The sequence below is a fragment of the Shewanella surugensis genome (genome assembly GCF_023284005.1).
In the GTDB taxonomy this organism is placed as follows: Bacteria; Pseudomonadota; Gammaproteobacteria; order Enterobacterales; family Shewanellaceae; genus Shewanella; species Shewanella surugensis.
The window spans coordinates 1-20134 of the sequence record NZ_JAKIKS010000106.1; the positions used below are offsets into that span (position 1 = coordinate 1).

The window sequence follows — 20134 nt, forward strand, 5'->3', positions numbered from 1 at the left end:
ATCGGGATCAATTAAAACTCGGAATGTAGATAGTGCCTTGGGCACGGACTTAAGCCCTTTTAGGGCGTCACCCAAATAAGCCTCCGGCTTTGCCGGAGGTAAGTTAACTTTTTTGGCCTCAAACAAGACATTATTTTTAAAGTGTACTTAGGGCGTGACGACAAAGGGGTGTTATTACCTGAACAGGTTAAGCAATTTAAGCAGCTTATTCAGTCAAGTTAACATTGTCGTTACGTATTGAGTTGCAGCGCTAAATTAAAGAAAGTATGAGTGTTAAATAGAGTGAGAAAAGTCAAATGACACAGAATAAACAGCAGAGATTAAATGATAAACTTTTACCTGAAATTGAAGAGTTTAAGCAGCAATGTAAGACATTACAATTAGCCACACAAGATAATGACCATCTACCTAATGCCAGTTATGCACCATTCGCGTTAGCCGATGATGGTTTTTATATTTTAGTGAGTGAATTGGCAAGGCATGGTGTGAATTTAAAAAGTATGCCCGCAGTATCGGCCATGATGGTTGAAGATGAAGCACAAGCGAAAACCATTTTTGCTCGCCGTCGGCTCACTTTTGATACCAAAGCACAGTTAATTGAAAAAGATACGCCTTGTTTTACTAAGGCAGTGAGTGCGTTAAGTGAGCGCTTTGGTGAAATGATTGATAACTTAGCGGGTTTAAAAGACTTTAACTTATTTAAATTAACCCCCCATAAAGGGTTATATGTTAAAGGCTTCGGTCAAGCGTTCAACTTAACGGGAGCGGAATTACTCTCGCTTGAATGGAAGCAAGATGGTCATCATGGTAAATAAACGAGTCGGTTTCATGTGGTTTACCTTATAATTGGTAACGCCATGATTCATATGGATTTTTGTTTTTAAGTGACAGTTCCTCTATACTTTATGCTGGGAGATTATGCGGATTAACCTTCTCATATTAAAAATCACAAATAAAAAACAATAAAATACCGTTTTAGTTACAAAAAATGCGGTAAATTATCTGTGGTAGAAAAAATCTCTTTATTCCTATTTATATGATCACTCTTTAGCGAAGTTGACTACCATTTTATAGTGAGATTGGGTATAAATAATATTCGGTAAAAAGAGTATATAGCTAAGATGAATTTAAGTGAGATAGGTTATCGGCGTGTCGTGATTAAGTTAGGGACTAGTGTGCTAACGTCAGGCAGTGATCGACTTGATAAGGCACATATGGTTGAGCTTGTGAGGCAAATGAGTAGCCTCATGAAAGCGGGTGTTGAAGTGGTATTATGCACCTCGGGTGCTATCGCTGCTGGACGTGAACACCTGAAATTCCCTACTTTGCAAGATACTATGGCCAATAAACAATTATTGGCGGCAGTTGGGCAAAGCCAGTTGATCCTTGCTTGGTCAGAGCTCTTTAGTCTTTATGGTCTACATGTGGGGCAATTATTATTAACCCGTGCCGATCTGCAAGATAGAGAGCGTTATCTTAATGCCCGAGATTCACTCAACGCCCTCCTTGCACAGGGGATCATTCCTATTATTAATGAAAATGATGCCGTGGCAACCGCTGAAATAAAAGTGGGGGATAATGATAACTTATCGGCCAGGGCCGCATTACTGTGTGATGCCAGTTTGTTGGTATTATTAACCGATCAACCTGGATTGTTTGATGCCGACCCGCGTAAAAATCCCGATGCAAAGTTGATTTCTGAAGTGGCTAATATCGATGATAATTTACGGAAATTAGCGGGTGGAGCGGTTTCTGGGTTAGGAACGGGTGGCATGGCCACGAAATTAGAGGCGGCAGATATCGCTCGCCGAGCAGGTGTTGAGGTGATTATTGCTTCCGGCCATCATGGGAACGTGATTGAAAAAGCGGTATGTAAATATGACGTGGGCACCCATTTTTTTGCGCTGAAGAATCCGTTGGAAAGCCGTAAACAATGGATTTTAGCAGGGCCAAATACTAAAGGTAAGTTAGTCCTTGATGAGGGGGCTGTCAATGCAGTCACGCTAAAGGGGCGCAGTTTATTGTCAAAAGGCATTAAAGGTGTCGTGGGGATATTCCAGCGGGGTGATACGTTAGCCATTGTGGACAGTGATGGAAAAATGCATGCTAAAGGCATGGTGCGTTACAGCAGTGATGACATAAAAAAAATAATGGGTAAACATTCGGATGAGTTCGAATCGATACTGGGACATGATTACGGCGATGCAGTGATCCATCGCAATGATATGGTGGTGCTATGAGCCAAAGTGAAAATGATAAATACCTGACATCCCTTGGAGCGAAGGCGAAGCAAGCGAGCTACGCTTTAGCGAATTTAACGGCAACACAGAAACACGCATTGTTAAAGGCTATCGGGCAAAATTTAACGGCAAATAAAGGCAAGATCCTTGAAGCTAATTGTCAAGATGTGCAAGCGGCCCGTGAAAAAGGGTTATCGGATGCGATGATTGATCGATTGTTGCTTAATGAGCAGCGTCTTACCAGTATTATCAATGATATTGATAATGTCATTACTCTTGAGGATCCAGTGGGCGCTGAAATTGAAAGCCGTCTACTCGATAATGGATTACGCTTGTCTCGTCGTCGGGTCCCTTTAGGTGTCATTGGGGTGATTTATGAAGCGCGTCCTAACGTGACCGTAGATATTGCGGTATTGGCTTTAAAAACAGGTAATGCGGTTATTTTACGTGGGGGCAAAGAAACCTTAACCTCAAATCTTGCGTTAAATGAAGCGATACAAAGCGCGCTTAAGTCACAAGGTTTACCTGAAACTGCGGTGCAGTTGATCGCTAGTCCCGATCGCACGTTAGTCACAGGGCTCCTTAAACTCGATAAATACGTAGACATGATAGTGCCTCGTGGAGGTCAACATTTACAACGACTGTGCGCAGAGCAAGCGAGTATTCCGGTGATCTTAGGTGGTATTGGTATTTGCCACTTATATGTGCATCATAGTGCCAATCTTGAAAAAGCCTTGGATGTGATTGCCAATGCTAAAGTGCAGCGACCCACGGTCTGTAATGCGCTCGATACGCTTTTAGTGCATGAAGCGGTGGCACAAACCTTTATTCCCCAAATTTGCCAACATTTAGTGGCGCAAGGGGTGAGGTTCTATGGCTGTGAGAAAACCCAAACTTATCTGAATCAAACGCATGTTGAGCCTGCGATTGAAGTCGTTAGCGCTTCAGATGAGACATTTGCAACTGAGTGGCTATCGTTAACTTTAGGCATTAAAGTGGTCGACAGTACATCGATGGCGATTGAACACATCAGGCAGTTTTCGAGCGGGCATTCTGAAGCGATTTTGACCGATAACATTCACACGGCGAATTATTTCATGAATGAAGTGGATGCCTCTGCTGTGTATGTGAATGCCAGCACCCGATTTACTGATGGGAGCCAATTTGGCTTGGGGGCTGAAGTGGCAGTGAGTACCCAAAAGCTACATGCGCGCGGCCCAATGGGACTCGAAGCCTTAACCACTTATAAATGGCTGGCTTGGGGAAATTATACCGTTCGCGATTAGTAATTTATAACCCGCTGATGGCGTGTCGCATCGTACCGGCATTTCATCTGCTGGGTGTTCATTTTCCTTTCTCTTTCTCTTTATTTGCCTTTTTGTTTCTTGCTCCGCATTCTACTATGGGTAAACATGATCATCATGTCTTCCTTTGTCGCTTCCCTTAAAACTGAGATGATTTTTTATTTTTTTATTTTTTCCCCTTGTATTTATATTAGCTGTCCCAATATAGGGAAGTAAGAGCAGATTTGGGCTGATAAATAAAGACTTGAAATTAACCATGTCTATCCCCATTTCTATACACAGACAAAGAATTTAGATTAAGTACGATTTCCGGAGGACTCCATGGGTAAAATTATTGGTATCGATTTAGGCACAACTAACTCTTGTGTAGCAGTATTAGATGGCGACACCGCTCGCGTTTTGGAGAATGCCGAAGGCGATCGCACAACTCCTTCTATCATTGCTTATACCGAAGATGAAACATTAGTAGGTCAACCTGCTAAGCGTCAAGCTGTCACCAATCCGACTAATACTGTTTATGCTATCAAGCGTCTAATCGGTCGTCGTTTTCAAGATGATGAAGTACAGCGTGATGTGGATATTATGCCATTCAAAATTATCAGTGCTGATAATGGTGATGCATGGGTTGAAGCGCGTGGTAACAAAATGGCGCCACCACAAATTTCTGCTGAAATCTTGAAAAAGATGAAGAAAACGGCAGAAGACTTCTTAGGTGAAGAAGTGACAGAAGCTGTTATTACGGTTCCTGCTTATTTTAATGATTCACAGCGTCAAGCAACAAAAGATGCGGGTCGTATCGCGGGTCTTGAAGTTAAACGTATTATCAACGAGCCAACGGCTGCAGCACTGGCATACGGTATCGATAAGAAGCAAGGCGACAACATTGTTGCGGTTTACGATTTGGGCGGGGGTACATTTGATATCTCTATCATCGAAATTGATAGCGTTGACGGTGAGCAAACATTCGAAGTTCTTGCCACTAATGGGGATACTCACTTAGGTGGTGAAGATTTTGATAGTCGTTTAATTAACTACTTAGCCGATACGTTCAAAAAAGAGCAAGGTCTAGATTTACGTAACGATCCTCTTGCAATGCAGCGTCTTAAAGAAGCCGCTGAAAAAGCAAAAATTGAACTTTCCAGCACGACTCAAACAGAAGTTAACCTGCCTTACATCACTGCCGATGCAACAGGTCCTAAACATTTAGTGGTTAAAATCACTCGTGCTAAGTTAGAGTCTTTGGTTGAAGATTTGATCACTCGCTCTTTAGAGCCTCTAAAAGTGGCAATGGCCGATGCTGATTTGTCTATTTCTGACATCAATGACGTCATCCTTGTTGGTGGCCAAACACGTATGCCTAAAGTACAGGCTGCTGTGACTGATTTCTTTGGTAAAGAACCTCGTAAAGATGTGAACCCTGATGAAGCGGTTGCCGTGGGCGCTGCAGTACAAGCAGGTGTTCTTTCTGGTGATGTGAAAGATGTACTGCTTCTTGATGTTACGCCTCTATCTCTGGGTATTGAGACGATGGGTAGTGTGATGACTAAGCTTATCGAGAAGAACACCACTATCCCAACGAAAGCACAGCAAACATTCTCTACCGCTGATGACAACCAAAGTGCAGTAACGATTCATGTACTACAAGGTGAGCGTAAGCAAGCCAGTAGCAACAAATCATTGGGTCAATTCAATCTTGACGGTATTGGCGCTGCACCACGTGGTACGCCACAAATTGAAGTGGCTTTCGATATCGATGCTGATGGTATATTACATGTATCAGCGACGGATAAGAAAACCGGTAAAGCACAAAATATCACCATTAAAGCTTCTTCAGGTTTAAGTGAAGAAGAAGTGGAAGCGATGGTTCGTGATGCTGAAGCACATGCCGATGAAGATGCGAAGTTTGAAGAAATAGTTCAAGCACGTAACCAAGCTGATGGCATGGTACATTCGACGAAGAAGCAAATCGAAGAAGCGGGTGAAGCATTACCAAGCGAAGATAAAGAAAAAATCGAAGCGGCAATGACTGCAGTTGAAGAAGCGGTTAAAGGTAATGATAAAGAAGCTATCGATACAGCGACTGCCGCATTAATGGAAGCGTCTGCTAAGTTAATGGAAATTGCGCAAGCGAAAGCCCAAGCTGAGCAAGGTGCTGATGCTGATGCTGATGCCGGTGCAGAGCAACAACAAGAGCCAACTAATGCGGCTGATGATGTTGTTGATGCTGAATTTGAAGAAGTAAAAGACGACAAGAAATAATTAGACAGTTTCTGATTGATTCAGTAGCGGGCGTTTAGAGGTAACTCTAGCGCCCGTTTGTCCAACTTTTATTCGAGCAATGTAGATTATGTCAAAGCGAGATTATTACGAAGTATTAGGCGTCACAAGAAGCGTCAGTGAGCGCGAGATTAAAAAAGCCTACAAGCGCTTAGCAATGAAGTATCATCCGGATAGAAATCCAGGCGATAAAGCGGCTGAAGCCAGTTTTAAAGAAGTTAAAGAAGCCTACGAAATTCTTACCGATGGCGATAAGAAAGCGGCTTATGATCAATTTGGTCATGCTGGCGTTGATCCTAATCGTGGTGGCGGTGGTCATGGCGGCGGTGATTTTGGTGATGTGTTTGGCGATGTCTTTGGCGATATCTTCGGTGGTGGTCGCCGAGGTGGCGGACAACGTCAAGCTGCGCGAGGTTCTGATCTGCGTTATAACCTTGAACTGTCTTTAGAAGAAGCAGTAAAAGGATTAGCCAAAGAATTACGCATTCCTGCCTTGACGGCATGTGAGCCTTGTAATGGTACAGGTGCGAAAAAAGGGACCTCTGCGACAACGTGCGGGACGTGTCACGGCAATGGACAAGTGCAAATGCGCCAAGGTTTCTTTGCTGTACAGCAAGCCTGTCCTACCTGTCATGGTCGTGGGAAAATTATTAAAGATCCTTGCCAACATTGCCATGGAGAAGGGCGTGTTGAAAAGAGTAAAACTCTATCGGTTAAAATTCCAGCAGGTGTCGATAATGGCGATCGCGTTCGTTTAACCGGTGAAGGTGAAGCGGGTGAGTTTGGGGCGCCAGCGGGCGATCTCTATGTTCAGGTGAGTGTACGTGAACATGCCATTTTCACTCGTGATGGCAATAACTTATATTGTGAAGTGCCTATTTCATATAGTACAGCTGCGTTGGGTGGTGAAATTGAGGTGCCGACACTAGACGGTAAAGTCAGCCTTAAAATACCCACTGAAACCCAAACCGGTCGTATGTTTCGTATGCGCGGTAAAGGTGTTAAGTCAGTCCGCAGTCATGCGGTTGGCGATCTTCTTTGTAAGGTTGTGATGGAGACACCGGTTAAACTTAACGATAAACAAAAAGGTTTATTGCGAGAGTTCGAAGCTTCGTTAACCGGACAAGCAAAAAAACATAGCCCGAAGGCTGAAGGTTTTTTTGATGGGGTTAAAAAGTTTTTTCAAGATTTAAACAGCTAACCTTTAGTTGTATACCCAAACCAGCTGAAGCCTGCATATTGAATTGGCTTGGGTATAAAAAAACCTCGCAATTGTGAGGTTTTTTATTGTGAAAAATAACGTTATAACACGGCTTTTAATGCGTCACAAAAAGCCTAAATAAGTTGGCATTTTGGGAAGTAATTTAACACTGAATATGTTAAAGTCCCGCGCTGAGTTCATTGAATAAATAAAGAGTAGGAATATTATGTCTGATACGTTCAGTACGATTGAACAGCAAGCAAGTTATGGCGTAGGTCGTCAAATGGGTGAGCAATTAGCGTCTAATTCATTTGAAGATATTGATATTTCTGCCGTCCAATCGGGTTTAGCCGATGCTTTTGCGGGTAAAGAAAGCGTTGTTGCGATGGAAGACCTACAAGTGGCTTTCACTGAAATTAGCCAACGTCTTCAAAAAATTCAAGAAGCGGCTTCAGAAGCCGCTTCTGCCGAAGGAGAAACTTTCCTTGCTGAGATTGGGCAACGTGAAGGTGTATTCTCAACAGAGTCGGGTTTGCAGTATGAAATCCTGACCGAAGGAACAGGCGATAAGCCTGGATATGATGCGACAGTACGCACACATTACCATGGTACTTTCATCAATGGTGATGTTTTTGATAGTTCTGTTGCACGTGATCAACCCGCTGAATTTCCAGTTTCTGGTGTGATTGCCGGTTGGACTGAAGCATTACAGTTAATGCCTGTCGGTTCAAAGTGGAAGTTATATGTTCCACAACATCTCGCTTATGGTGAACGTGGTGCAGGGGCTTCCATTCCACCCTATTCCACTTTAGTTTTCGAAGTTGAATTGCTCGATATTCTTTAATATGAAAAGCCTAAGTTAATCTTAGGCTTTTTTTTGAGTTTAAATTAAGTCTAATTGATGGCATTGATTTTTGAGGGAGAAGGCATGATTGAACAAGTGAGAATTGCCATCACCGGTGGCAGCGGGCGTATGGGGAGGACCCTCATTGAGTCTGCAAAGCAGCATGATAATATCTTTTTAGGTGCAGCCATAGAGCGTTCTGGTTCAACCTTAATGGGGGTTGATGCGGGTGAGTTAGCGGGTGTGGGTGCCATGAATGTGCTGATCACCGATTCTTTAGATAAAGCGGTTGATGATTTTGATGTCTTGATTGATTTTACTTCCCCTGAAGCGAGCGTAATTCATACCGATTGGTGTGCTCGTCATGGTAAGGCGATTGTGATTGGCACAACGGGCTTTAATCATGCTCAAAAAGAGCGTATCACCTCGTATGCAGAAAAAGTACCTGTGGTACTTGCTCCTAATATGTCTGTTGGCGTGAATTTGATGTGGAAGTTATTAGAGTTGGCCGCAGAAGTTATGGGTGATTACAGCGATATTGAAATCATTGAAAGTCATCATCGGCATAAGAAAGATGCACCTTCAGGCACCGCGCTAAAAATGGGTGAAGTTATTGCTGATAAGCTAGGCCGTGATTTAGACAAATGTGCTATTTATGGCCGAGAGGGCATGACGGGTGAAAGAGACCGAGAGAGCATTGGCTTTTCGACCATTCGTGCAGGCGATATTATTGGTGAGCATACTGCCATGTTTGCTGATGTCGGCGAACGTATAGAAATAACGCATAAGTCATCGAGTCGTATGACTTATGCGAATGGTTCTATGCGGGCCGCTTTTTGGCTCTATGATCAGGATGCAGGTCTCTATGATATGCAGCAAGTCTTAGGGCTTAAATCATAAGTTGAAAAAACCGCTAATTGAGCGGTTTTTTTTTGAAAAAAAGATTTTATTTGCATAGACAAGCGTTATTTTTGCATATAAAATTGTCCGAATTTGTCTGTGTTTTGCTTGAACTATGGTGTTTAAGTAAAAGCAACTATCAATAAAACATTGTTTTTCAATGGCTTGACTATTATGGAGGTCGTGTTGACTAAGTCTGCCTTACTCGTACTCGAAGATGGGACTGTATTCTCTGGCACTGCAATTGGTGCAACTGGAATGACGGTTGGTGAAGTGGTTTTTAACACTTCAATGACAGGCTACCAGGAAATATTAACAGATCCGTCTTATGCTCGCCAAATTGTGACACTAACTTACCCGCACATCGGCAATACAGGCACCAATGATGAAGATAAAGAATCAGATTCGGTACATGCTTGTGGTCTTATTATTCGTGACTTACCGCTGATAGCGAGTAACTTTCGCGATCAGCAATCACTCGGTGATTATCTTAAAGCCAATAATATTGTGGGTATTGCCGATCTTGATACACGTAAATTAACCCGTATTTTACGAGAAAAAGGCGCTCAAGCGGGTTGTATTTTGGTCAGTGAGCAAGGACGAGAGTTAGATGAAGCGAAGGCGTTGGCTGCCGCGAAAGGTTTTCCCGGTTTAAAAGGAATGGATTTAGCCAAAGAAGTGACCACTGCAAGCCAATATAACTGGCGTAAAGGCAGTTGGCGTTTAGTGGGGGGCTTACCTAAAGATACGCCTAGTGACGAACTCAAATTTAAGGTTGTGGCTTTTGATTATGGCGTGAAACGTAATATTTTACGTATGCTGGTCGATCGGGGTTGTGATGTGACGGTTGTGCCTGCCACTACACCTGCAGCGGAAGTACTGGCCATGGAGCCCGACGGTATCTTTTTATCCAATGGCCCTGGCGATCCTGAGCCCTGTGATTATGCTATTAATGCGATTCAAGCGATACTGAAAACCGATATTCCAGTCTTTGGCATTTGCTTGGGTCACCAATTACTTGCGTTAGCATCAGGTGCTAAAACATTAAAAATGAAATTTGGTCATCATGGTGCTAATCATCCTGTGAGTAATATTGCGCAAGGTACGGTCATGATCACCAGCCAAAATCATGGTTTTGCTGCGGATGAAGCCAGTTTACCGGCCAACATTAAAGTGACGCATAAATCATTATTTGATGGATCATTACAAGGTATTCATTTGACGGATAAGCCTGCATTTAGTTTCCAAGGGCACCCTGAAGCGAGTCCAGGGCCTCATGATGCTGCACCTTTATTTAATCATTTTATTGAGTTAATTGAAGATTACCGTAATAACGCCAAATAATCAGTGGGATCTGGGAGAAGATTAAAGCAATGCCAAAACGTACAGATATAAGAAGTATTCTCATCCTAGGCGCGGGTCCAATTGTGATTGGACAAGCCTGTGAATTTGACTATTCCGGTGCTCAAGCTTGTAAGGCTCTGAAAGAAGAAGGTTACCGGGTTATTCTCGTTAACTCTAATCCTGCGACGATTATGACCGATCCTGACATGGCCGATGCGACTTATATCGAGCCTATTCATTGGGAAGTGGTTCGTAATATTATCGAAAAAGAACGTCCGGATGCGATCTTACCCACTATGGGTGGACAAACGGCGTTAAACTGTGCTCTAGAGCTAGAAAGCAAAGGAGTATTGAAAGAGTTCAATGTGGATATGATTGGTGCTACCGCCGATGCTATTGACAAAGCTGAAGATCGTAGCCGTTTTGATAAAGCGATGAAATCTATTGGACTTGAGTGTCCTCGCGCAGGGATTGCTCATACGTTAGATGAAGCCCATAAAGTATTAGATCAAGTTGGTTTCCCTTGTATTATTCGTCCATCTTTTACCATGGGCGGCAGCGGTGGGGGGATTGCCTATAATGTTGAAGAATTTGAAGAAATTTGTTCTCAAGGGTTAGATCTGTCTCCCACCAATGAGTTATTAATTGATGAATCACTCATTGGTTGGAAAGAGTATGAAATGGAAGTGGTACGTGATCGTAATGATAATTGCATCATTGTCTGCGCGATTGAAAACTTTGATCCTATGGGCGTTCATACTGGCGATTCGATTACCGTTGCGCCTGCTCAGACCTTGACGGATAAAGAATATCAATTGATGCGTAATGCTTCTTTGGCCGTATTGCGTGAAATCGGTGTTGAAACCGGTGGATCTAACGTTCAATTTGGCATCAATCCAAAAGATGGTCGTATGGTGATCATTGAGATGAACCCTCGGGTATCTCGTTCATCGGCATTAGCTTCTAAGGCAACGGGTTTTCCTATTGCTAAAATTGCAGCAAAACTGGCGGTTGGTTTCACGTTAGATGAGTTGAGTAATGATATTACTGGTGGTGCAACCCCCGCGTCATTTGAGCCTGCGATTGATTATGTTGTCACTAAGATCCCTCGCTTTAACTTTGAGAAATTTGCCGGTGCTAATGATCGCCTGACCACTCAGATGAAATCTGTGGGTGAAGTGATGGCGATTGGTCGTACGTTCCAAGAGTCATTGCAAAAAGCATTACGTGGACTTGAGGTAGGTAAGCAGGGTCTGGATCCGGAAGTGGATTTAGATGATGCGCAGTCCTTATCACGTATTCGCCATGAGTTGAAAGAACCGGGCGCCGAGCGTATTTGGTACATTGCCGATGCATTCCGTGCCGGACTGTCCGTTGAAGGTATTTTTAAGCTCACCAACATCGATCCTTGGTTTTTGGTACAGATCGACGAGCTGGTTAAGTTAGAGTCTCATGTGGCTGAAGTCGGTTTGTCGGGTTTGAATGAATCTTTATTACGACAATTGAAGCGTAAGGGCTTTGCCGATGGCCGTTTAGCAACGCTTGCAGGTGTCAGTGAAACGGAAGTTCGCAAGTTACGTTACCGTCATGATATTTTACCTGTTTATAAAAGGGTTGATACTTGCGCAGCTGAATTTGCAACCGACACGGCTTATCTTTATTCGACTTATGAAGAAGAGTGTGAAGCCAATCCCTCCGACCGTGAAAAGATTATGATCTTAGGCGGTGGACCTAACCGTATTGGTCAAGGCATTGAATTTGATTATTGTTGTGTACATGCCGCATTAGCATTGCGTGAAGATGGTTATGAAACCATTATGGTCAACTGTAACCCTGAAACGGTGTCTACGGATTATGATACTTCAGATCGTTTATATTTCGAGCCAGTGACGTTTGAAGATGTACTTGAAATTGTGCGTATTGAAAAGCCCAAAGGCGTGATTGTTCAATATGGTGGTCAAACACCGTTGAAATTGGCACGGGAGCTAGAGGCCGCTGGGGTGCCTATTATTGGCACCAGCCCAGATGCGATTGATAGAGCTGAGGATCGTGAGCGTTTTCAGCAAGCGATTGAGCGTTTAGGCATGAAGCAGCCTGAAAATGATACCGTCACAACTGTTGAAGGGGCGGTGATCTCAGCTGAACGCATTGGTTATCCATTAGTGGTTCGCCCATCTTACGTATTAGGTGGACGGGCAATGGAAATTGTTTACGATAAGCAAGATTTACTGCGTTATTTTAATGAAGCGGTGAGTGTGTCAAATGCATCACCCGTGTTGCTGGATTCTTTCTTAGACAATGCTATTGAAATTGATATCGATGCTATTTGTGACGGTAAAGATGTCGTTATTGGTTCCATTATGGAGCATATCGAACAAGCCGGTGTGCATTCCGGTGATTCCGGTTGTTCATTGCCGCCTTATACTTTGAGTCATGACATTCAAGATAAGATGCGTACACAAGTAAGGAAATTGGCGATAGAGTTGGGTGTTATTGGTTTAATGAACGTGCAGTTTGCGATTAAGAATAACGAAGTTTACATGATTGAAGTGAATCCTCGCGCAGCGCGTACTGTGCCTTTTGTGTCCAAAGCGATAGGCCAACCGCTTGCTAAGATTGCGGCAAGAGTGATGGCGGGTCAAAGCTTAGTGTCGCAGAATTTTACTCAAGAAATTATTCCGCCTTATTATTCGGTCAAAGAAGTCGTATTGCCTTTTAATAAATTTCCCGGTGTTGACCCTATGTTAGGTCCTGAAATGCGCTCAACTGGCGAAGTGATGGGGGTGGGTAATACCTTCGCCGAAGCTTATGCTAAAGCGCAGTTAGGTGCGACGTGTGAAGTGCCAAAATCGGGTAGAGCCTTGCTTTCTGTACGTGATAGCGATAAAAAACGGGTTGCTGATTTAGCTTCTAAGTTGATTGAGCTAGGTTATGAAATTGATGCAACGCACGGCACCGCCGTTATTCTCGGTGAAGCAGGGATTAATCCACGCTTGGTGAATAAAGTCCATGAAGGGCGTCCGCATATTCTCGACCGTATTAAGAATGGTGAATACACTTATATTGTGAATACCACAGAAGGGCGTCAAGCGATTGAAGATTCGCGTCAATTACGTCGTGGTGCCTTACGCTATAAAGTGAATTATACGACAACGTTGAATGCAGCCTTTGCGACTTGCATGGCCCATTCGGCCGATGACCGTAATAATGTCACTTCATTGCAAGAGTTGCATAAACGTATTGTCAGTTAGTTGACTGATTAACTGCTGATTGTTGATCGTAGCAGAAGTAAAAAAGCCGCATTAATGCGGCTTTTTTGTTTTTATTTTTGTGGGGTTAACGATTAATTCGGTTTTTCACACACGTAATGATCCTCAGGGCTGGTTCTGAAATCTTCAGAATTAATGGCCGGACACACGGCTCGGATCCGCTCTTTTAAATGGGTGACTTGCTCCCAAGTGATCGCCATAGGATCAAACACAATGGGGATACTGATAACCGATTGATCATTGATAAGTGCCATGAGGTGATTGTAGCTATTATCATCCTCACCAGTATGCCAAATAGACTCGAAATTCGTTAAAAACTCATTGATAGCCATTGGATTATCAGACTTTTCAATGAGCATGATATTTTCCATGCTGTTATGCTCTGCATTGTCTGAAAAGTTATAGCTGCCTGTGATTAATGTTTTATTATCAATTAAGGTATATTTATGATGCATTTGTTTTGCATAAGAATAATGCCAGCGATAGCTATAGCTTTTAAAGCGAACATCAATGCCTTGCTCACTCAACATATAACTATAATGACTGCCTTTGTCATAACAAGCCTGCTCTTGAGAGGGTGTGCTTGCATCATCTAAACAGACTTGGCGATCAGCCTGTTCTAACTCATGGGTATATAAACTAATATACTCTTGAATATCGAGGTATATTTGAACATTCACATGACCTTCAGCATGTTTATTAAGTAACGCTTGGGCGATAGGCCAAGAGCGAAGGTGTCCACTGGCAATTTTGATGTCGGTTTGGGCATTATTAATGTATTCAACCAAGGTATCTGATACGGTGCTTCTTCCTGATACTTTAGAAAAGGTTTCACCATAGCGGGTAGTGGACGTTTTAAAATTACTCGAGGTAAAACGCGTCTTGAATGAGTGAGGCTGCGTTTTTTGATAGCTTGTATCAATCACTGAGCTCACTGTGCAAGTTTCACAGGTAAAGTCTCTTGAATGATGCCAAAGTAAGTCAAATTCCTCTTGAAAAGAAGTCATGAACTCGGCATTATTTTTAATGAATAAAGTATTTTCATCATAACGCGTCGCGGCTGAATAAGACCAATTAGCACTGCCAGAGATCAATTGAGCAGTGCTGAGGCTTTGATCTATGATGGCAAATTTATGATGCATGATTTTATTGACGTAACGGACATCGATCAGCGCTTGCTCGAGCTTTTCTGACATTGTTCCTGAAGGCGATTTTCTGTCTTTTACGGCGTTGTTTGAGATCACTCTAATCGTCACGCCTCTTTGCACAGCATCAGATAGCGCCGATAATATTCGACTGTCTCTAAAACTATACATGGCAATATCAATAGACAGTGTCGCTTGATCAATGGCTTCAACCACTTTGGTCAAATGTGAAACATCATAAGGGGCCGGAGAGAAAACCACCTCTACGCTATTTTCTTCAGCGGTGCAGGGAAGCGGAAATAATCTTGTTAGTGTATCAAGGGTAATGGGCCCGACATATTTGATGGCATCTAAGGCAGCCAGTGAAGAGAACTGAAGATCGTCATGAGTGTTAGCGAGCGTATCAGCACCATTTCGAGTATGAATAATGCTATGAGCCCCAGTGGGATATATGCCATTACTTTTTAATACTGCAACGCTAGTTTGGGGGGAATTTGTGAATTCCAATAAGTCATCTAAACAATAATCGGCAAAGCTTAAGGGTGAAAAAAGCAGTGGTGTCATAAAAGTCAGACTTTTTATCCATTGACGTTTATTACGCATAAAATCCCTCTGTATTATTTGAAACTAATTAAGCTGTTTTAAGATCAGCATGAGTAAGGAAATCTTAAATAAGGTATTGTTAATATTGATGTGTTAATTACTTCTGACGTATTAACTTAATTGCAACAAAAATGAAAAACAAGCATTTATGTCACAGTTATATTAGAAATTATGTTAAATAGCGTTCAAGTGTTGAAATATTCATCGATTGTGACCAATATCAGTCATGCCAGTTTGTAGCTTGATATCAGTAGTGAGAAATGTGGAGTGACTAAAGTGCCTTTCTTTCGTTGGCATTTTTGGGTTATATGTTGAGGCGACAATATTTTTATTTTTTATATTAATTTTAGAGCGTTAGCTTATTATAATGGGTTGTTTATATTGCATGTTGATGCCGTGATAGTGAGCCAAATTGAATGAAAGAAGACTCCTGAGAATAGTGTATAGAGATAAGCGTATTGTAAGATAAAGCATTAGGATATCAACGGTAAAACAGTCAAGGTCGACTGATGATACGTTGCCATATCGAACAAAGGGATGGATATTCATGTTTTGGTTTGCATTAGTCATTATATGGCAATAATGTTTAGCTTTTAGGGACAAAAAAACTTTTTTGCGCTTTTAAATAGTACGAAAGTATTACGATTTAAGTAAATTAGCTCATTAGTTTAGAGCAATATCATACTCATGCCTCATGAAAAAAAAGACAAAAAACTTAGAATTAGAGACTGATTGATTCTGACACTGACACTGACAGCATGGAGGCTTAAATGTGTAAACTTATATTTCTAGTCGTAGTGACCTATATAACATCAATATCTACTATTGCCAGTGCCAAAACGATTCTTGGTGCCTACATTCTGGACAATGGTTATAGTCCTGCCAACATGACTGCTTTTAAAACAGATATTAATAAAGATCTCGGCATTATCCATATATTCACCAGCTTTGATTATGATTGGAATACTCTCAGGGTGCAAAATACCAACATCATGGCGCAAGGTGCAACCTCCATGATCACGCTGGAGCCGACATTAGCGCAGCGTCAGAACGATAATCTTCTTCCAGAAATCATCGCGGGTGATTGGGATGGTTATTTAGATCAATGGATTGCTGATTTTAAAATATGGATAGAAGAACTTGATGATCCAGATGCACGGGTATTATTACGCTTTGCGCACGAATTTAACGGCATATGGTACCCATGGAGTAACGATCCTGAAAACTATATTCTAGCTTGGCGCTATGTACATAACAGGTTTGAGGCTGCAGATGCGAATCAGTACGTTGAGTGGGTATGGAATGCCAATAGTGTTGATGTTGACGATTACAACGACATAACACTCTATTATCCAGGTGATGATGTGGTTGATTGGACATCCATTGATGGATATAACTGGGGTTCTAATTTTTCGTTTACCCGATGGAATACATTTGCCGAATTATTCGAAGAAAAATACGCTCTATTGATGTTGCACTACCCCAATCACCCAATTTTAATTGCAGAAGTGGCTTCAGCAGAGCCCAGCGATGTGCCCAACTCGTTACTCGGACAAGACGGAGACGATAGTGACCGCACGGAGAATAAAGGACGATGGATCACCGAGATGTTTAAGCAACTCCGTTCTCAGTTCCATGGGATTAAGGGGCTGGTTTGGTTCAATATTAATAAGGAACTCAGTTGGTCGATCAATGAAGCAGAGCACAACACGGGCGTCGCTAAATTTAAAAAAGTGGTCAACCGACAGTATGTTAAGAGTGAATTCCGCTCAGCGGATGCTTATACACGCCACGGCAAACTTATTGGCGCGGGTCATCATGTACAGACTCATGCGGCTGGATTTCATCAGCTCCCGAAGTCCTTTATCGAGCAACGCCGCAGACAACATCATCAAATGCTTGCTGATAAAGCGCAGAAGTGAATGGCTAAAGTGAGCCAAAGTGCCTTGGCCTTCAAATGAAGGCTGATGACATTTCTATGTGTGATGGATTGTTGCTATTGGATGGCTTGTTTACTCGTTGGATCTTCTGAGTATCAATTGCTGCCGCAGATTGAAGTGAAGATAGATAGTGTAGATTTTTATTCACAGTGATGATTATCTATCATCTGTAGTGAGGTTAATTTCGTGAATTCATATTTCATTATTGTAATGAAAATAAGGCAAGAAGGGAGCGGCAGCCCGTCTAACGATACCCTTATAAAAAAGGCCTGTTCAGTGCTGATATAAGGAGTTGATGAATGCTGTGATAGCGGATTTGTTGCAAAATATCAGTTTGGGTAAGCGTTGTTCTATTGTGAGCCCATCATCCAGTGAAAATCACCCAGACTTTTTATTGTTTAAATAAAGTTCATTGGTTGAAGAGGAGGCCTTTCCAGAGCTTTTATCTCATTAACATGCATAGCGTTAGCCCTATTATTCATCTCTAATATAAAGTTCAGTTCTTCTGGATTTTTTGCTGTGTCAAGATGCGTTGAACCGAGATCAATAAAAAAGAACCTTTCTGTTTTAGAATCGAAAAAAATATTAAATCCAGTAGGATCATCATGAACAATACCAGATAAATTTAATATATTAATGGCTTCTTTGAATCTTTCTGATGCACCATAAGGAAAAGATGAAGTACTTATTTGACTGGTGTCTACCCACAGTGGTTTGCCTGGTATTTTAGGCATATCTAAGTATGGAGTGCCTTGTTCATCATGGGTGATAATGGCATCGCCATTCGCTATGCCTAACTCACTACGAGATAAACCCGTTTGTTTACATAAGACACTAAGGTATCGATTCATCTGCGCTGCTTCAATACTGAGCTTGGCTTCTTTGTCTATGTTTGACTCACTTGATTTCAGCTCTTTACGAACAAAACCATTTTCTAAGTCATAAACCCTTCCATTTTTTCCTTTACCAAGGCTGGTTAGATCTGTTGTATTCTGTGCGGTTTGTCCATTTATCTGCTTAGTCATTGTTTTTGATAGATTATGGGATGCGTCACTATTAAAGAAATTTCGTATGGCTGATCTGAGCCCTGTCCTTTTAAAGGATAAACTACCATCACCTTCAATTGAAACCGCATATGATTTACTCAATAGCCCGGTTCCAAATGTTACCTTCACATCTTGACCCGTTGCTTTTATATCATTTGCTTGGCCTGGTGTTAGGTGTCCTAAATATTGAGATTGTAAGTTTATTGTCATTTAGTACAAATTCCGTAAGCTCCAATATAAAAGTCGGAACGGCTCAAATGGGAGAGGGGGCTTTTATGCATTGAACAATCGATTCTTTATGGCAAGTATTGATAACAAAAGAGTAAGCTGTCACTTAAAGTGTGCTCCTGCCCCGTAGACTTAAGTCTAGCAAGTTTTAGCTTAAGTGATATATCTTGCCTCTTCTTCCATAAAAAGTAAAAATTGTCAGAAAAGTGGTCAGAAAAATCACTCTAGCCGTGATAATGTGCCTTATCACTGGTAGAGATCGAGATTACGTGGTTGTTATTACTTGATGATTTGCCAAGAATAGATCACGGATTATCCGATCTGTTTTTTTTGCAACGAACCCGTATTAAAGCATATGATCCATGTATTGATCTTTAAGTGTATTTATATCAGGTTTTACTATAGTGCTGAGTCGATGATTGAGATCATCAAGGTTATTCTTTGCAAAAGAATCTGCTAATTTTATTGCGGTATATGTAGTATAACGGCCACAATTAACGCTATCAGAAAAAGCTTGGAAATTACTATGTAAACTCTTGATAGGCTTTTGATAATTATTGTTTTTCGAGTCGACGATGTAAATATTATCTTGGGTTATAATCGCCAGTACAGCATGATCCTCTTTCATAAAACCTCGATGAGTTAAACCTATGGGGATTAGTATGGGGGTTGTTGTGACTGGTTTCAGGCTCGACAATTCATCATATAATTTAGATAGTTCACATTCTCTAGCTTTGGCTATTATAACGGCATCTGTTCTGATTTCATTGGCTAGAACTTTATCTATTTCGGTTAACCCCATTCTTCGAGTCCTTTTTGATTCATTAAAGCGTTGATACTCACCAGAATCAATTTCAAAGTCTGCTTCAAAGCCATCCTCTTCTGTAGCTAAATCACGAGGCTGAATTATTCGTTCAAATAATATTTTTTTATCATTATCAGTGATAGAGTATGAATTATTATTCGATATAAAGTTTTTTTTGAAGTCTTCACCTGCTAGTGATTTAAGATTATCGAATAAGTTTTTTATTTTATGATCAGGTGTATTTGAATTAAGTAATTGAAAAAGTAATTTTTTAGCTTCTACTCTTTGAGTTTGACAAAAAAAGTCTTTTATAGAGTCAAAAATCTTATTCAATCCGCCATATCCGTTTTTATTTATCTCTAGTAATTCATTCGAAGAAATCACTAATGAATGATTAGAGAATATAGTTGTACCAGATTTAAGTATTATTCCAGTCATTTTAATATATTAAGTAGTATTTGCTATACACTAAAGTATAAAGTTAAGATCATTTTGATGATATCAAAAAAACTACGATATGTAAGAAACTATAAGATAAAATTGACAGTATTTTCGTTTTGTGATTTTAATGAGTTTTCGGCCCAATTGTCGAGTAGGCGACACTTGTTACCAAGTGCCGCCCCTCTAAGAACCGTACGTGCAACTTTCACTGCATACGGCTCAAGCCTCCACTAAGGCATCATATGACACCCAGCAACCTACAAAGCATTTAAGACAGGTTCGAACCATGGTAAGTATTCACCAGAGGGGGATTGACTAAGCTGGCATAAGCCCAAATACGTCTGGATAGTCCTTTTTATCAACCACGGCCGCAATGATAGTGCTGATCACTCTTATCGGGGATAACTGTCGCTTCTTGCACGTTTCAATGACAGAGAGCAGCCGAGAGCGAAATTTATCACCTCTATCTGAACTTGTGCCATAGCAGATCTTGCGCATGATCACGCTCCCACGCAAGCAACGCTCGGCTTCGTTATTAGTCAACGGC

General features: G+C 41.6%; 13 protein-coding genes and 2 pseudogenes. 11 read left to right on the forward strand and 4 right to left on the reverse strand.

Features of this window, described 5'->3' with window-relative positions; genetic code table 11:
* Positions 1-102: 102 nt before the first annotated feature.
* From L2764_RS20320 to carB, 10 genes and pseudogenes are all read left to right on the forward strand, one after another.
* Positions 103-222, forward strand: a pseudogene (locus L2764_RS20320) (heme utilization cystosolic carrier protein HutX); the annotation flags it as partial.
* 74 nt (positions 223-296) lie between these two features.
* Positions 297-815, forward strand: coding sequence for a heme utilization protein HutZ (gene hutZ / locus L2764_RS20325; RefSeq protein ID WP_248942178.1), 519 nt, complete (start codon positions 297-299; stop codon positions 813-815).
* A gap of 306 nt (positions 816-1121) precedes the next feature.
* Positions 1122-2240 carry a glutamate 5-kinase gene (gene proB / locus L2764_RS20330; protein WP_248942179.1) on the forward strand — a complete coding sequence of 373 codons (1119 nt, stop codon included), beginning with the start codon at positions 1122-1124 and terminating at the stop codon, positions 2238-2240.
* Positions 2237-3526, forward strand: coding sequence for a glutamate-5-semialdehyde dehydrogenase (locus tag L2764_RS20335; RefSeq protein ID WP_248942180.1), 1290 nt, complete (start codon positions 2237-2239; stop codon positions 3524-3526). Before proB ends, L2764_RS20335 begins: the two co-directional genes overlap by 4 nt.
* A 339-nt stretch (positions 3527-3865) precedes the next feature.
* Positions 3866-5803, forward strand: coding sequence for a molecular chaperone DnaK (dnaK, locus tag L2764_RS20340; RefSeq protein WP_248942181.1), 1938 nt, complete (start codon positions 3866-3868; stop codon positions 5801-5803).
* Between the two features lie 88 nt (positions 5804-5891).
* Positions 5892-7022 carry a molecular chaperone DnaJ gene (gene dnaJ, locus L2764_RS20345; protein ID WP_248942182.1) on the forward strand — a complete coding sequence of 377 codons (1131 nt, stop codon included), beginning with the start codon at positions 5892-5894 and terminating at the stop codon, positions 7020-7022.
* A gap of 226 nt (positions 7023-7248) precedes the next feature.
* The gene (gene bamJ, locus L2764_RS20350) at positions 7249-7866 is read left to right on the forward strand and encodes a BamJ family beta-barrel-assembly machinery protein (protein ID WP_248942183.1); all 618 of its coding nucleotides are present in this window, start codon (positions 7249-7251) and stop codon (positions 7864-7866) included.
* Between the two features lie 84 nt (positions 7867-7950).
* On the forward strand, positions 7951-8766 hold the full coding sequence (gene dapB / locus L2764_RS20355; protein WP_248942190.1) for a 4-hydroxy-tetrahydrodipicolinate reductase: 816 nt from the start codon (positions 7951-7953) through the stop codon (positions 8764-8766).
* Positions 8767-8940: 174 nt separating this feature from the next.
* Entirely contained in the window at positions 8941-10110 is a 1170-nt protein-coding gene (carA, locus tag L2764_RS20360) for a glutamine-hydrolyzing carbamoyl-phosphate synthase small subunit (RefSeq protein ID WP_248942184.1), read from the forward strand.
* Positions 10111-10139: 29 nt separating this feature from the next.
* The gene (carB, locus tag L2764_RS20365; RefSeq protein WP_248942185.1) at positions 10140-13361 is read left to right on the forward strand and encodes a carbamoyl-phosphate synthase large subunit; all 3222 of its coding nucleotides are present in this window, start codon (positions 10140-10142) and stop codon (positions 13359-13361) included.
* Between the two features lie 92 nt (positions 13362-13453).
* Here the strand turns inward: carB and L2764_RS20370 are convergent, their stop codons facing one another.
* The gene (locus L2764_RS20370) at positions 13454-15127 is read right to left on the reverse strand and encodes a phospholipase D-like domain-containing protein (RefSeq protein WP_248942186.1); all 1674 of its coding nucleotides are present in this window, start codon (positions 15125-15127) and stop codon (positions 13454-13456) included.
* Between the two features lie 770 nt (positions 15128-15897).
* Between L2764_RS20370 and L2764_RS20375 the strand changes: the two genes are divergently transcribed.
* Positions 15898-17049: a glycoside hydrolase family 26 protein gene (locus tag L2764_RS20375; RefSeq protein WP_248942187.1), complete on the forward strand. Its 1152-nt coding sequence runs from the start codon at positions 15898-15900 to the stop codon at positions 17047-17049.
* Between the two features lie 416 nt (positions 17050-17465).
* On the opposite strand, the gene L2764_RS20380 is transcribed toward L2764_RS20375, so the two are convergent.
* The 3 genes and pseudogenes from L2764_RS20380 to L2764_RS20390 all read right to left on the reverse strand — a co-directional run.
* A complete protein-coding gene (locus tag L2764_RS20380; protein ID WP_248942188.1) occupies positions 17466-18323 on the reverse strand; it encodes a protein kinase family protein in 858 nt (285 codons plus the stop codon).
* 364 nt (positions 18324-18687) lie between these two features.
* Entirely contained in the window at positions 18688-19584 is an 897-nt protein-coding gene (locus tag L2764_RS20385) for a hypothetical protein (protein WP_248942189.1), read from the reverse strand.
* A gap of 318 nt (positions 19585-19902) precedes the next feature.
* Positions 19903-20134, reverse strand: a pseudogene (locus L2764_RS20390) (IS66 family transposase); the annotation flags it as partial.

Coding starts and splice junctions, on each gene's coding strand:
- L2764_RS20370 (WP_248942186.1), bottom strand. CDS start 15,127: ATGCGTAATAAACGTCAATGGATAAAAAGTCTGACTTTTATGACACCA.
- L2764_RS20335 (WP_248942180.1), top strand. CDS start 2,237: ATGAGCCAAAGTGAAAATGATAAATACCTGACATCCCTTGGAGCGAAG.
- carB (WP_248942185.1), top strand. CDS start 10,140: ATGCCAAAACGTACAGATATAAGAAGTATTCTCATCCTAGGCGCGGGT.
- L2764_RS20375 (WP_248942187.1), top strand. CDS start 15,898: ATGTGTAAACTTATATTTCTAGTCGTAGTGACCTATATAACATCAATA.
- carA (WP_248942184.1), top strand. CDS start 8,941: ATGGAGGTCGTGTTGACTAAGTCTGCCTTACTCGTACTCGAAGATGGG.
- bamJ (WP_248942183.1), top strand. CDS start 7,249: ATGTCTGATACGTTCAGTACGATTGAACAGCAAGCAAGTTATGGCGTA.
- dnaJ (WP_248942182.1), top strand. CDS start 5,892: ATGTCAAAGCGAGATTATTACGAAGTATTAGGCGTCACAAGAAGCGTC.
- L2764_RS20380 (WP_248942188.1), bottom strand. CDS start 18,323: ATGACAATAAACTTACAATCTCAATATTTAGGACACCTAACACCAGGC.
- dnaK (WP_248942181.1), top strand. CDS start 3,866: ATGGGTAAAATTATTGGTATCGATTTAGGCACAACTAACTCTTGTGTA.
- dapB (WP_248942190.1), top strand. CDS start 7,951: ATGATTGAACAAGTGAGAATTGCCATCACCGGTGGCAGCGGGCGTATG.
- L2764_RS20385 (WP_248942189.1), bottom strand. CDS start 19,584: ATGACTGGAATAATACTTAAATCTGGTACAACTATATTCTCTAATCAT.
- hutZ (WP_248942178.1), top strand. CDS start 297: ATGACACAGAATAAACAGCAGAGATTAAATGATAAACTTTTACCTGAA.
- proB (WP_248942179.1), top strand. CDS start 1,122: ATGAATTTAAGTGAGATAGGTTATCGGCGTGTCGTGATTAAGTTAGGG.